The sequence below is a fragment of the Thermomonospora umbrina genome (assembly GCF_003386555.1).
GTDB lineage: Bacteria > Actinomycetota > Actinomycetes > Streptosporangiales > Streptosporangiaceae > Thermomonospora > Thermomonospora umbrina.
Genome location: NZ_QTTT01000001.1, coordinates 2,154,430 through 2,167,323, shown reverse-complemented (window position 1 = coordinate 2,167,323; position 12,894 = coordinate 2,154,430). Strand labels below are relative to the sequence as shown.

The following is a 12,894-nucleotide window of genomic DNA, read 5'->3' as shown; positions in this document are numbered from 1 at the left end:
CCCGTTCACGACCGCAGCCGAGCCCACACGATCTTGCCCCCACCGGCGAGCGGCGTGACCCCGCAGCCGGCGGCCAGGGCCTTGACGATCGTCAAGCCCCACCCGCCGTTGTCGTCGAAGTGCTCCGGCCGCAGATCGAGGTCGCCCGGCTGGAGGACGACGACGGGCGGCGGATCGCGGGGCACGTCGGTGTTGCGGTCCCCGACACCGACCACCACCCCGCCGGCGTCGCGCCGGCAGTGCAGTGTGACGTACGCGCCCGTGGGAGTGACGGCGACGGCACTGGCCATGATCTCGGCCAACACCTGCCGCGCATCCTGTCGGGCCCCCACGCTGAATCCCCAGGTGAGCAACCGCTGCTCCACCAGACTCCACGCCAGCCCCACACTCGCCGGCGAGGCCGCCATCGGCATCCGCAGCTCCTCCACGGCCTTGGCTTCCACGGGGAACGCTGGCACCTGGCCCCGTGCAGCCACGTCTCCTCGTGCCGGACCGGCGGTTCGGTCGTGCACTCTCCTGCCTGGCGGCCGCATCCCGATCACCTCAATGTCTCTCCGTCTTGATGTGAGTACGCAGAGAATTCACCGCCGGTGAGGACGTCGGTACTCCCTTCGCGGGACGTCCAGAACGTTTATGGTTAGCATCGAAATTCGTCCATGACGTCCCGTACGGAAGGCCCGGACATGACGAACGCGGCACTCCGCCAAGCGATGGTCGGTGCAAAACTGACAGAACGAGACCTCGCGGCCGTCTGTGGTGTGGACGTCAAGACGGTGACGCGGTGGATGACCGACGAGGCGCGGCTGCCGCATCCACGTCACCGTTGGGCCGCTGCCGAGGCGCTGGGAGTTGAGGAAACCGTGCTCTGGCCTGATGCGATCCGCAGGAACGTCAAGACCGGTGCCGACCGTGAGGTCCTCGCCGTGTACCCGTACCGTTCGGCGTGCCCCAAGTCGGTGTGGCGGGACCTGATCGGCGCGGCGCGGACCGAGATCACCTTCGCCGGATACACCAACTACTTCCTGTGGCTCGAACTGCCCAACCTGGTCGGCGCGCTCCGCCGCAAGGGGCAGCGCGGCTGCCGGGTCCGCTTCCTCATCGGCGACCCCGACAGCGAGGTGACGCGCCACCGGGAAGAGGTCGAGAACGTCCCCCTGACCGTGAGCACGCGCATCCGGATCACCCTTGGGGAACTCGCCAAACTGGCGGACGTCCCCGGCATCGAGGCCCGCTTCGGCGATGACCACATCGCCATGAGCGTCTTCACCTTCGACGACCAGATGCTCGTCACCCCACACCTGGCCGACCTGGTCGGCCACGACTCACCCATGCTGCACGTCCAACGCCTCCAGGACGACGGCCTGTACGACCGCTTCGCCCACCACGTCACCCACCTCTGGAGCAAGGCCCGTCCCATCGCCGATCCAGCCGGGTGACCGGATGGGGCCGCCACGTGAAGGGCGACGAGCTCAACGGCTGACCCGGGTCACGCGGGGGAGGTGACCCCTGTCGGTGACCCGGGTCTCGGAGAGGCCGCCGGGACGGCGTGTGGTCAAGGGGCTGTCAGTAGGTGCCGCACTCGACCTTGCTGCCTCCGTCCTTCAGGTCGCTGTTGCGGACCCAGCCTCGTGCTCGCTGGAGGCCGCTGACCTCGTTGAGGGCGGTCCATTTGACTCCGCCGAAGCCCCAGGCGAAACAGCGGTAGTTGAGCATGGTGCTGGGCTGGCCCCAGCCCACTCGGTCGCAATCCGTGCTGCTTCTGCCGGACATGATCGGAACGTTCGGGTAGGCGTAGGCGGTATGCCAGCGCGTTTGGTCCTTCATCATCGGTTCCCAACCGCAGCTCGGCGGGGGTGGCGGGGCGGCGGCGGCCGGGGACTGGATCGCCAGAACCGTTGAGGCGGCCACCGCCGTTGTGGCCAGGAGTTGCACAAGGGCACGCACAATGTCTCCTTCCTGAAGGGGGTTCGGCTCACTCAACCACCGCTTTATCGGAGACAATTGTGTCAAGAGACCTAGTGAGCCGCCGATGGCCGACATCGGCCGCCGGGGCCGGATGAAGTCCCAGGGGCCAGGACGGCCGGTACGACCCCTTCGCCCGCCTCTGAAACAAGGCTCGCCCCGTCGCCGCGCCGGCCGCGTGACCGGATGAGGCCGCCATGTGTCGGCTCGGGCACGCTCCGCATTCCGTTGGGTGACAATGCCGGTGGCGAGCGACGACCTCCGAGACGGGAGACGACCGTGGGCAAGCACGCAAAGCCTCTTCCGAAGAATCCCACGCCCCAGAAGCCGAACGACGACCAGCAGGTCCCCCCGGGCACCGGAACCCGAGAGAAGTGACTCCCGCCGGCGGCGCACCGGCCTCGGGAAGGAGCGTGGAGCGCTGGGCCGAGGCGTTCCAGGACCTGCCCCGGGCCGCGTTCCTGCCCGATGTCCTATGGCCCAAGGACCCCGAGACGGGTCGGCGGGTGCGCGTTGATCGGGTCGAGGACCCGGAAGGTTGGCGGGCGTGGGCGGAGCGCGACGTTCCGATCGTCGTCGGATGGCGTGACGCGCCGCCCGGGGGAAGAGAAGCCGGCACCGAGGCGACCTCTTCGGCGTCTCAGCCCTCGCTGGTCGTCGACATGCTCGCCGACCTGGACGTTCGCCCCGGGCACCGGGTGCTGGACGCGGGCACCGGCACCGGCTGGACGACCGCCCTGCTGGCTGCTCGTACGGGCTCCGCCAACGTCGTCGGCGTCGAGTACGACCCGGACGTGGCCGAGGCCGCCCGAGACCGGCTGCGGGCGGCCGGGCTGGAGCCCCTCGTGGTCACCGGCGACGGCGGCGCAGGATGGGAGGCGGGGGCTCCGTACGACCGGATCCAGGGCACGTATGCCGTACGACGCATCCCCGAGGCGTGGGTGCGGCAGACCCGGCCCGGTGGGGTGATCGTCGCGCCCTGGCGGACCCGGCTCGGAGATCAGGGCGCGGTCGCTCGGCTCACCGTCGCCGAGGACGGCACCGCGTCGGGTCCGTTCACCCGGGCGACGACGTTCATGCGCTCGAAGGCCGAGACCGACGACGACGTCGACCCCGACGACTACCTGCCGCCCGGCGGGGAGGGGTGGCCGGACGACACCATGGAGTCGACCACGGCACTACGTCCGGAGGATCTGTGGAGCCATCCCCAGGGCGCGGCCTGGTTCGTCGTCGGGCTGTTGCTGCGCGACGTGACCCACCTCCTCGGGACCGACGGCGACGGAGCGGCGGTCGGGTGGCTGTACAGCCTGCGGTGCCGGTCGTGGGCGGCCGTGTTCTCCGACGGTGACGTGTACGAGCACGGCCCTCGCCGCCTGTGGAGAGAGGTCGAGCGAGCCCACGGTAGGTGGATCGCGGAGGGACGGCCCGACCAGCGGGACTTCGGGCTCACGATCGAGCGGGGCGAGGAACGCGTTTGGCTGCGGGAGCCTGGTCGCGCACTGTGAGTCCCGGGTCCAAGGGTGCGAGGGCGATGTGGGGGCGGCCCGTCAGGGGATGGGGGCCGATGTGGGCCCGGACGTCGAAGGTTGCGGCGATGAAGTCCGGGGTGAGGACGCCCAGGGGTGGCCCATGGGCGACGACCCGGCCCTCGCTGAGGACGACGACGTGGTCGGCGTAGGCGGCGGCGTGGTCCAGGTCGTGGAGGGCGGCCAGCAGGGTGAGGTCGAGGGAGCGGATCAGCTCCAAGAGGTCGAGTTGGGCCCGTACGTCGAGGTGGTTGGTGGGCTCGTCGAGGACGAGCAGGGGGGCCTCCTGAGCCAGGGCGCGGGCCACGAGGACGCGTTGGCGTTCGCCGCCGGACAACGTGGACAGGAGGCGGTCGGCGGCCCAGTCCATGCCGACGCGCTCGAGGGCGGTGGTGATGATCTCGCGGTCGGCGGCGGTCTCGCGGTCGAGGGGGCCCTTGTGGGGGGTGCGGCCGGTGGCGACGACCTCGGTGACGGAGAACTCCGCCTCGAACTCCCCGTGCTGGGGCAGGACGGCTCTGCGGCGTGCGGCCTCGCGGGCCTTCATCCTCCACAGGTCGTCCCCGCCGAGGTGGATCACTCCGGAGGTGGGGCGCAGGGCCCGGTAGAGGGTGCGCAGGAGGGTGGACTTGCCGCTGCCGTTCGGGCCGATCAGGGCGACGAACTGGCCGGGTTCGGCGGTGAGGTGGACGTCGGTGAGGATGGGGCGGGAGTCGAGCACGGCATGGACGCCGGCGAGGTCGAGGCGCATCAGGTGGTCCTTGCGGAGCGGCGGCGCAGCAGCCAGAGGAAGAACGGGACGCCGAGCCCGGTGGTGAACACGCCGACGGGGAGTTCGTCGGGCCGGTCGGCGATGCGGGCGGCGAGGTCGACCAGAACGAGGAAGAGCGCCCCGGCCAGCAGCGACACCGGCAGCACGCGGCGGTGGTCACCGCCGACGACGAACCGGGTCATGTGCGGGATCATGAGCCCGATGAACCCGATGCCGCCGACCACGCTCACGACGGTGGCGGTGAGCAGCGACCCGACGACCAGCAGCGCGACCCGCTGGGAGCGGACCGCGACGCCGAGCCCGGCGGCGGCGTCCTCGCCCGCCATGAGGGCGTTCATCGCACGGGCCCGCAGCAGCAGATAGGCCATGCAGGCGGTGATGACGACGGCGGGCACGCCGAGATCGCCCCACGTCGCGCCGGCGACGCTGCCCATCAGCCAGAACATCATCCCCTGCAGCTCCGTCGGGTTGAGTTGGAGCTGCACGAACGTGGTCGCGGCGGTGCACAGGTAGCCGATCGCGACTCCGGTGAGGACGAGCCACGTGTCCAGGAGCCGTCCGGCGCGTTGGGCGAGCAGGTAGACGACGAGCACGGTGGCCAGGGCCGTGGCGAACGCGGCGCCGGTGACGCCGAGCCCGGCCAACGCGGACGTGCCGAGCGCCGCGACGAGGACCGCGCCGAGGGACGCGCCGGACGAGACGCCCAGGATGTAGGGGTCGGCGAGCGGATTGCGAACGAGCGCCTGGAACGCGACGCCCGCGACGCTCAATCCCGCGCCGGCGAGGGCGGCCAACAGCACGCGCGGCGTGCGGATCTGCCAGACCACCTGGTCGTTCAGCGGGTCGGTGTCGCCGCCGACGACATGGGCGGCGATCACCCGCCACACGGCGTTCAGGGGCAGGTCGACCGAGCCGAGCGAGATCGCCAGCACCGTCGCCCCGGCGAGGGCAATGGCCAACGACGCGATGAGCAGGGCGGTGGCGGGGCCCGACACCAGGTGCGGGCCCCGCCGGACGCGTTCACCCACCGGGGTGGACCGCTTTCGCGATCTTCTCCACGCCGAGTGCGTTGAGCGGACCGAGGTAGGCGCTGTCGGAGATGACCGTGAACGTCTTGGTCCGGGACGCGTTCCACTGCGGGAAGGCCGCGAAGAGCTTCGCGGCCTCGGCCTCGGGGGCGTCGCCGGGGGTGAAGCGCCCGACGACGAGCACGTCGACCTGCGCGGCGGCGAGCTGCTCCTTGTTGAGGGAACGGGTGGCGTCCTCGGCCCGCCCGGCGAAGGCGTTCACGCCCCCGGCCGCCTCGATGACGTCGTCGTAGACGCCGCCCGTCATCACGGCGGGCAGGCCGTTGGCGTTCATCATCGACATGCCCGGATAGACGATCAACACCTTCTTCGCGGGTCGTCCCGCGACCCGGGTGCGGACGGCGTCGATCCGGTCGCGGAAGCCCTTGACGACGACGGCGGCCCTGGCCTGGACGTCGAAGATCCGGCCGAGCAGGGTGAGGAACCGCAGACCGGAGTCGACCGACTGGGCGGTGTACGCCTTCTTCTCGTCCGCGTCGGCCTCGGGCTTGCCCTTGGCGCAGTTCACCGGGTTGACGAGCGTGTTGATCCCCGCGCCGGCGAGCTGCTCGCGGGTGGCGAGGCCCTGCTTGGCGTCGAACCCACCGGACCACGCCGACACGACCAGATCCGGCTCGGCCTTGAGCACCTGCTCGGCCGGCACGTCGAAGTTCTTGTTCTGGGTCAGTCCGCCCTTGGGCAGCGCACCGACGCCCTTGACCATGGTCGGGTCGTCGGACACCGCGTAGAACTGCGCGTTCGCCAGTACACGGCCCTGCAGCCCCAACAGCACGAAGCTCTGTGCCTCCCCGACCGACAGCCCATTGAGGATCAGCACCTTCCTCGGCGGCTCCTTGAAGGTGACCTTGACGCCGCAGTTGTCGATCGTGAGCGGATACGCGGTCGCGGCCGGCGGGCCGTCCGACTCGGCGGCCGACGGGTCGGTCGCGGCGTCGGAGCCGCCGCACGCGGCGGCGGCCAAGGCGAGGGCCGTCACGCCGACGAGGGCTCGCGGCCTTCTGCTGGTGAACACGGAGATCCTTTCGCGAGGGGTCAGCGGGCTTCGAAGTGAACGGGCCGGCCGTCGCGCAGGACGGGCGTGCCGAGGCGTTCGGCGTCGGCACGGCGCATCAGCTCCCAGCGGCCGTCCCGATGGCGGAAGGCGCAGGAGTGCCACGGGGTCGTCCACACGTCGGCCGCGTCGAGCAGCCGGATGCCGAGCTTGCCCGCCCCGCGCCGCTGCGGATGGATGGAGAGCCGGACCGTTCCGGGATGGTGGAGCGCGATGATCTCGCTCCAGGCCCGACTGCGGCGGATCACCCCGTAGGCACGGCGTCGGGCGTCGCGCTGCCGGGCCGAACGGGTGCCGGCGGACTCGGCCGCGTCCTCGATGAGGAACCGGGTGATGCCCCGGTAGAGACGACGCGCGGCCTCGTCCGTCCGGACCTCGGCGCGCAGCCGGTCCAGGGACGGCGCGTGGTCGGCCTCCACCGCCGCCCGCTTGGCGTCGTACGGCAGGTCGCCGTGGACGGACCGCAGGTCGAAGGTGTCCAGATGGGTCAGGCCCTCGTCGTCGATCATGCGGCGGAGCGTGTCGGAGTAGGCGTCGATGTGCGGGTCGGGCACTCCGATGAGGTCGCCGAAGACGTGGCCGTCGGAGCAGACGACGATCCGCGCGCCCGCCGGGTGCAGGTGGCCGATCCGGGCGCACAGGCCGTCGAGGAAGCGCAGCGACAGCAGTTCCCCGGTGTCCGGCAGAGGCCCGAGGACCTTGGCGGGATTGGGCGACTTGCAGGGGAAGCCGGGGAGGGTGAACACGATGGGCCGGCCGGCGGCGATGAAGCCGTCGAGCTGGGCGAGCTGCGGATCGAACGTCGTGCCGGGGGTGTCGAGGTCGGCGCGGCGGTGCGCCAGGAGCAGCCCGAGGACGGCGTGGCCGACGCCGGCGGGGCTCATGATCGCGGGCAGGGAGATCTCCACGACGCGGGGTCAGTCTCGCGCGACGGGCAGCCGGGCGACGCCACGGGCCAGCACGGCGGGGATCCACTCCAACGCGTCGTCGGGCACCGCGAGCCGGAGACCGGGCAGCCGGGCGAGCAGCGTGCCGAGCGCGATCTGCAGCTCCGCCCGGGCCAGGGCGGCGCCGGGGCAGAAATGGACGCCGTGGCCGAACGCCAGATGCGGGTTGGGGGCGCGGGTGAGGTCGAGCCCGTCCGGGTCGTCGAACCGGGCCGGGTCCCGGTTGGCCGCGCACAGCGAGACGATCACGGAGTCGCCGGCGGGCACGGCGGTGCCGTGCAGGTCGGCGTCCTCGGCGAAGAACCGCCAGGTGGTCAGCTCGAAGGCGGCGTCATGGCGGAGCAGCTCCTCGACCGCCCGGGGCAGCAGCCCGGGATCGTTCCGCAGCGCCTCCCACCGTTCGGGCCGGCGGAACAGGGCGACCAGCGCGGTGGTGATCTGGTTGGTGACGGGCTCCTGCCCGGCGACCAGCAACTGGAAGATCATCGAGTCCAGCTCCGCGTCGCTCAGCCCGCCGCCGTCGCACGCGTCCACGAGCCGACCGAGCAACCCGTCCGACGGATGCGCGCGGAAATGGGCGACGACGTCGGCGATGTAGCCCTGGAGACCGCGTAGCAGCGCCTCGTACGCGGGCCGCCCGGGATCCTCGGGCCCGACGGGCTGCACGACCTTGCCCCACTCTCGGCGGAACCCGGCGGCGAGCGAGGGCGGCAGGCCGATCACCGTCGCGAGCGCCTGGAACGGGAACCCGGCCGCGAAACAGGCCACCAGGTCCAGGTCACCCGACGCGGGCATCCGGTCGACGAGTTCGTCCGCGAGCTCCTGGAGACGAGGTCGAAGCTCCTCGATGCGGCGGGGCGCGAAGGCGTCGACGATGAGCCGCCGCATGCGGGTGTGGTCCGGCGGGTCCTGGTGCAGCAGGTGGACCTGGAGCCGGGAGTGCTGCGGCTCGGGCATGATCGACGCCCGTTCTCGCCAACGCTCGTTCCCGCGCGCATGGTTCTTGCCGAGACGGGGGTCGGTGAGCGCGGCGAGGGCCGCGTCGTACCCGGTGACGAGCCAGGCGACCACGCCGCTGGGGAACAGCACCCGATGCACCGGTCCGGCCTCGCGCATCGTGTCGTACAACGGATAGGGGTCGCGCTTGTAGTCCTCCCCGAGCAGGGGGATCGGGTCGGGCGGCGTCATGTGCGGTCCTCCTCGAACGTTCAAAGGGACAGGTCGGGGCGGTGGTGGTCGAGCCACAGGCCGAGGTCGACGACCCGTTCCAGGCGCAGCCGTTCCCCCCACGGGAGCCGGTCGGCGGGCGCGTCGAGGCAGGGCTTGAGGCGGGCCTCGTCGACCAGGGCGCGGACGGCGGGCTCGTCGAGCGTCCGGCGCGCCAGGTCCTGCAGGCCGAGGTTGTACTCGGGGTGGTGGGTGGCCGGGTAGTGGTTCTTGGCCCGCCACAGCACCGACTCCGGCGCCCGTCCCGTTCCGACCGAGCGGAGCAGGCTCTTCTCCCGCCCGTCGTACGTCTTGAACGCCCAAGGGACGTTGAAGGCGTACGAGACGAGGCGGTGGTCGCAGTACGGGACGCGGACCTCCAGGCCGCGCGCCATGCTGAGCCGGTCCTTGCGGTGCAGCAACTGCCGCAGCCAGCGGGTGAGGGACACGTGCTGCATCTCGCGCTGCCGGTGCTCGGCCGGCGTCTCACCGTCCACGTGCGGAACGGCGGCCAGCGCGGTGCGGTAGGTGTCGTCGCGGAACTCCCCGATCCGCAGGGTCGCGGCGAGGTCGGGGTGCAGCGGCATGGCGGCCTCGTCACCGGTGACCAGCAACCAGGGGAACGTCCGGGCGGCCAGGGTCGCCGGGTTGTGGAACCAGGGATAGCCCCCGAACACCTCGTCGGCCGCCTCCCCCGACAGCGCGACCGTGGAGTGCTCCCGGATCGCGCCGAACAGCAGGTACAGCGAGGTGTCCATGTCGCCGACGCCGATCGGCGAGTCCCGGCACGCCACGACCGCACGGCGATGGTCGAGGTCGAGCAGCGCCGGCGGGTCGAGGACGACCGTGCTGTGGTCGGTGCCGATGTACCGCCCGGCCTCCGCCGCGTACGGGGTGTCGTGGCCGGTCCGCAGCAGGTCGCCGGTGAACTGCTCGGCCTGGTCGGTGTAGTCGACCGCGTACGAGCGGATCCGGGCTCCGCCCCCCTCCGTACGGCGCAGCTCGTCGGCCAGGAAGGCGGTGAGGACCGTGGAGTCCAGGCCGCCCGACAGGAGGGTGCAGCGGGGGACGTCGGCCTCCAACTGGGAACGGGCCGCCCCCTCGACCAGCTCATGGACGCGTGCCCGCGTCGTGTCGAGGTCGTCCTCGTGCGGTTCGGCGTCCAGCCGCCAGTAGACGGTGCGCCGCAGCCCGTCGCGGTCGAAGACGGCCAGCTCGCCGGGCGCGAGTTCCCGCACCCCCGACCAGAGCGTGGGCCCGGTCTCGAACATCAGGCCGTAGGCGTGCCGGAAGCCCTCCGCGTCCACCCGGGGCGTCACGTCCGGATGGGCGAACAGGGCCTTCGGCTCGGACCCGAAGACGAGGCCGTCGGCCGGCTCGGAGTAGAACAGCGGCTTGACTCCGAGCCGGTCGCGTACCAGCAGCAGCCGTTCCAGCCGCGTGTCCCAGATCGCGAACGCGAACATGCCGTCCAGCCGCTCGACCGCGTCGATGCCCCATTCGAGATAGGCCCGCAGCACGACCTCGGTGTCACTGCGGGTGGCGAAGACATGGCCGCGTCCGATCAGCTCGGCGCGCAGGTCGTGGTGGTTGTAGATCTCGCCGCTGTAGGTCAGGACGGCGTGGTCGACGGCCATCGGCTGGCGACCGCCCTCCAGGTCGATCACGGCCAGCCGGCGGTGCCCGATCGCGGCGTTCCCGTCCAGCCACACCCCTTCCCCGTCCGGCCCGCGCGGCGCGAGCGTCGCGGTCATCGCCTCGACGACCGCGCGCCGATCCCCCTGGTCGGGCCGGTACGACACCCAGCCGGTGACTCCGCACATGCGGTGACCCCCCTTCCTGTCCGGAAGCCTCGGACCACAAGTCGGTCCGCCCCGACCACCAGTTCCCGTCGAATTCAGGAAATTTTGGTATCAACCGCCCGTTGTTCGGCCGTCACGATCAGCGACCGGAGGCGCTCCCGGGCCCGGGCCACCCGTGACCTGACCGTGCCGATCGGGCAGCCGAGCAGGTCGGCGGCCTCGGCGTAGCCCAGCCCGGCCACCTGGGTCAGCACGAAGGCCCGCCGCCAGTCGTCCGGCAGCCCGGCGAGCAGCTCGGTGAGCGCGATCCGTTCGTCCGGGCCCGACACCCGGTGCTCGACCACGCCGTGCCAGTCCGCCACGTACGTCGTGGGCCGCGCGGCCCGGTAGCGGTGGTCGTCGACGACCACCCGGCGCGCGATCGCCAGCAGCCAGGCCCGCGCGGACGACCGGGCGGCGAAGCGCGGCAGACCGCCCAGCGCACGCATCAGCGTGTCCTGGGCGAGGTCGTCGGCCGCCTCGACGTCGGTGAGGAACGCCAGGAAGCGCCAGACCTCCGGATAGAACGCCCGGACGAAGGCGTCGACGTCACCGGCGCCGCCGGCACGGGCGGCCAGCGCCAGGTCGGTCAGCCGATCGTCGTCGGCGGTCCGCGCCGGTCGGCGGCGGGACGGGGGTGCGGGGGGACGTTCGACAAGCTCGATGAACACGTTCGTTCCTTGCTGAAGACGCAGCATGAGAACGCCGCACGGCCTCCGGCGCCGAGAGCCGGACCGGCCGACGCGCACGGCGAGTGCCCGACCGTCCGTCGGTCGCGGCCCCGTTCCGGGGGCGCGTTCACCGAGGTCGGTCAGGTGAGGGAACCCGGCCGCGCCGTCCTCAGGACGGGGGGATCCGGGTGCGCGGGATCAGCTCTCCACGAACGGCGGCCCCCGCCGCACCCGCGGCGAGGACCAGACGAGCAGGCGTCGAGGCGTCGGCCGCCGCTCCCGCGAACCGACGTGAACGAGCTCCGGCGCCTCCGGAACGGGCAGCCGGAACAGCAGGAGCACCGCGCGGGCCGTACCACCGAAGAAGCCGGAGACGACCGCGACGGCGGACTCGCCGTGCCGCAGCAGCAGCGTGAACGCCACTCCCGCCAGCAGATGCGCGACGATCACGCCGTCCGAGACGCTCGCGTGCCCGCCCTGCGTCGACGCCTCGTGCAGCACCCCATGCGACGCCCCGTGGGACGCGGCCGAAGGCCCGTCCACCATCCCGAGGCACACGTGCAGAACGAACTGGGCGGTGCACGCCCACACCGCCGTGCCCACCGTCCCCAGGCGCGCGCCAGCCAGGATCCAGGTCAACCCGAAGGCCCCGCCGAACGCCGCCGGCAGCACCACCGCCGCCGCCGGCGTCCACACGACCTCGGCCGCCCTCAGGTGCGCCGACACCGCGAACGCCACACAGACCGCCGCGAACACCCCGGCCCGCACGGCACGCGGCAGCGGCCAGGCGAACCCCGCGGGCGACGGCATACCGGGCATTCTCCCTCAGCCCACCTCCGTGATCCACTCACCCGGGGCCACCGGACGATCACTCCCGAAGCCGAGACCGCCCGGCCGGGACCCGGGTCAGCGGCAGGAGCGGACGGCGTCCTCGAGGAAGCGACGAACGTCCGCGTGTTCGTCGATAAGGGCGATGCCGTGATCGTCGCCGGGCACCGACCTGAGCCTCACACCGGGCGACGAGGCCCCCCGCGACCGGGCGGCGAGCGTCTCGGCGGCGGCCCGCACCCCCGGGTTGCCCTGCTCGTACGCCAGCCAGGCCGGCATCGGGAGCGAGGAGATGCCGGAGACGTCGATCTCCGCGCCCCGGTCGTCGGCGATCCTGGTCACCGGGGACACGGCGACGACGGCGCAGGCCGGCGGATCGAGGAGCGGCGCCTGAGGATCCCGCGGCGTGACCGCGGTGCGGGGGCCGGTGGGGTGCGCCGCGCCGAGCGCGCCGGCGGAGCCCATCGAGGAGCCCATGAGCACGATCCGCTCGGCTCCGCCGCTCCTGAGCCATCGCGCACCCGTGACGAGATCTCCCGGCAGTCTGCCGAGGTTCGCCGGTCCCTCGCTCGAACCGACGCCTCGTCGGTCGACGACGAGCACGCGAGATCCCGTGGCGGAGGCCAGAGTCCGGGCGTATCCGAGCCAGTCGCACAGGGTCTGGGTCGCTCCGTGGGCGAGGGCCACCCCGACCCGGGCGGTCGCGGGCCCGACGACGGCCGCGCCGAGCCCCGTCCCGTCGACCGCCCGGAGCGTGACCCTCGTCGCCCCATCGGGGACGGACGCGCATTGCTCCTTGAGAGCCGCGTCGGGCGCCACGCGCTTCGCGGTGTCGCCGGACCAACAGCCGGCCACGAGCAGGGACGCCGCCAGCGTCGGAACGATCCGCCCGACGGTCGACATGTCGCGGGCTCCGTTCGGTCTTCAGCGGGCAGGTGCATGCAGGCACAGGGACCGAAGCCGCCGGGCGGGGCGGGCGGGGCGCGGTGCCGGCCGTGCCGC

The 12,894-nt window shown here is 72.3% G+C and carries 13 protein-coding genes; 2 read left to right on the top strand and 11 right to left on the bottom strand.

The window, feature by feature from the left end; genetic code table 11:
- Positions 1-5: 5 nt before the first annotated feature.
- Entirely contained in the window at positions 6-443 is a 438-nt protein-coding gene (locus tag DFJ69_RS09425; protein ID WP_116022124.1) for an ATP-binding protein, read from the bottom strand.
- Between the two features lie 417 nt (positions 444-860).
- Here DFJ69_RS09425 and DFJ69_RS09420 point away from each other — a divergent pair, with 417 nt between their 5' ends.
- Positions 861-1,436, top strand: coding sequence for a phospholipase D-like domain-containing protein (locus tag DFJ69_RS09420; RefSeq protein WP_245974816.1), 576 nt, complete (start codon positions 861-863; stop codon positions 1,434-1,436).
- 127 nt (positions 1,437-1,563) lie between these two features.
- On the opposite strand, the gene DFJ69_RS33715 is transcribed toward DFJ69_RS09420, so the two are convergent.
- Positions 1,564-1,770 (bottom strand): hypothetical protein, encoded by a 207-nt coding sequence (locus DFJ69_RS33715; RefSeq protein ID WP_147312253.1) that lies wholly within the window; start codon positions 1,768-1,770, stop codon positions 1,564-1,566.
- A 605-nt stretch (positions 1,771-2,375) separates the two neighbouring features.
- On the opposite strand from DFJ69_RS33715, the gene DFJ69_RS09415 reads away from it, so the two are divergent.
- Complete coding sequence (locus tag DFJ69_RS09415; protein ID WP_116022122.1) at positions 2,376-3,467, top strand: methyltransferase domain-containing protein; 1,092 nt, start codon at positions 2,376-2,378, stop codon at positions 3,465-3,467.
- On the opposite strand, the gene DFJ69_RS09410 is transcribed toward DFJ69_RS09415, so the two are convergent.
- The 9 genes from DFJ69_RS09410 to DFJ69_RS09370 form a co-directional block, all read right to left on the bottom strand.
- Positions 3,409-4,239 (bottom strand): ABC transporter ATP-binding protein, encoded by an 831-nt coding sequence (locus DFJ69_RS09410; RefSeq protein ID WP_116022121.1) that lies wholly within the window; start codon positions 4,237-4,239, stop codon positions 3,409-3,411. The two genes, DFJ69_RS09415 and DFJ69_RS09410, sit on opposite strands and share 59 nt — an antisense overlap.
- Positions 4,239-5,288, bottom strand: coding sequence for a FecCD family ABC transporter permease (locus tag DFJ69_RS09405; RefSeq protein WP_211328566.1), 1,050 nt, complete (start codon positions 5,286-5,288; stop codon positions 4,239-4,241). The genes DFJ69_RS09410 and DFJ69_RS09405 overlap by 1 nt, the downstream gene beginning before the upstream one ends.
- On the bottom strand, positions 5,281-6,360 hold the full coding sequence (locus DFJ69_RS09400; RefSeq protein WP_211328565.1) for an ABC transporter substrate-binding protein: 1,080 nt from the start codon (positions 6,358-6,360) through the stop codon (positions 5,281-5,283). The genes DFJ69_RS09405 and DFJ69_RS09400 overlap by 8 nt, the downstream gene beginning before the upstream one ends.
- A gap of 20 nt (positions 6,361-6,380) precedes the next feature.
- Complete coding sequence (locus tag DFJ69_RS09395; RefSeq protein WP_211328564.1) at positions 6,381-7,307, bottom strand: isocyanide synthase family protein; 927 nt, start codon at positions 7,305-7,307, stop codon at positions 6,381-6,383.
- Between the two features lie 9 nt (positions 7,308-7,316).
- Positions 7,317-8,534 (bottom strand): cytochrome P450 family protein, encoded by a 1,218-nt coding sequence (locus tag DFJ69_RS09390; protein ID WP_116022119.1) that lies wholly within the window; start codon positions 8,532-8,534, stop codon positions 7,317-7,319.
- 20 nt (positions 8,535-8,554) lie between these two features.
- Positions 8,555-10,375, bottom strand: a complete 1,821-nt coding sequence (gene asnB / locus DFJ69_RS09385; protein WP_116022118.1) for an asparagine synthase (glutamine-hydrolyzing) — start codon at positions 10,373-10,375, stop codon at positions 8,555-8,557.
- 74 nt (positions 10,376-10,449) lie between these two features.
- Positions 10,450-11,064, bottom strand: coding sequence for a sigma-70 family RNA polymerase sigma factor (locus DFJ69_RS09380; RefSeq protein WP_245974196.1), 615 nt, complete (start codon positions 11,062-11,064; stop codon positions 10,450-10,452).
- A 198-nt stretch (positions 11,065-11,262) separates the two neighbouring features.
- Positions 11,263-11,874: a hypothetical protein gene (locus DFJ69_RS09375; RefSeq protein ID WP_116022116.1), complete on the bottom strand. Its 612-nt coding sequence runs from the start codon at positions 11,872-11,874 to the stop codon at positions 11,263-11,265.
- Positions 11,875-11,970: 96 nt separating this feature from the next.
- Positions 11,971-12,795 (bottom strand): alpha/beta hydrolase family protein, encoded by an 825-nt coding sequence (locus DFJ69_RS09370; RefSeq protein ID WP_116022115.1) that lies wholly within the window; start codon positions 12,793-12,795, stop codon positions 11,971-11,973.
- Between the last annotated feature and the right edge of the window lie 99 nt (positions 12,796-12,894).

What these genes read in the sequence shown, in the direction of transcription:
- DFJ69_RS33715 (WP_147312253.1), bottom strand. Translation starts at nt 1,770, where the DNA reads ATGTCCGGCAGAAGCAGCACGGATTGCGACCGAGTGGGCTGGGGCCAG.
- DFJ69_RS09410 (WP_116022121.1), bottom strand. Translation starts at nt 4,239, where the DNA reads ATGCGCCTCGACCTCGCCGGCGTCCATGCCGTGCTCGACTCCCGCCCC.
- DFJ69_RS09390 (WP_116022119.1), bottom strand. Translation starts at nt 8,534, where the DNA reads ATGACGCCGCCCGACCCGATCCCCCTGCTCGGGGAGGACTACAAGCGC.
- asnB (WP_116022118.1), bottom strand. Translation starts at nt 10,375, where the DNA reads ATGTGCGGAGTCACCGGCTGGGTGTCGTACCGGCCCGACCAGGGGGAT.
- DFJ69_RS09375 (WP_116022116.1), bottom strand. Translation starts at nt 11,874, where the DNA reads ATGCCGTCGCCCGCGGGGTTCGCCTGGCCGCTGCCGCGTGCCGTGCGG.
- DFJ69_RS09370 (WP_116022115.1), bottom strand. Translation starts at nt 12,795, where the DNA reads ATGTCGACCGTCGGGCGGATCGTTCCGACGCTGGCGGCGTCCCTGCTC.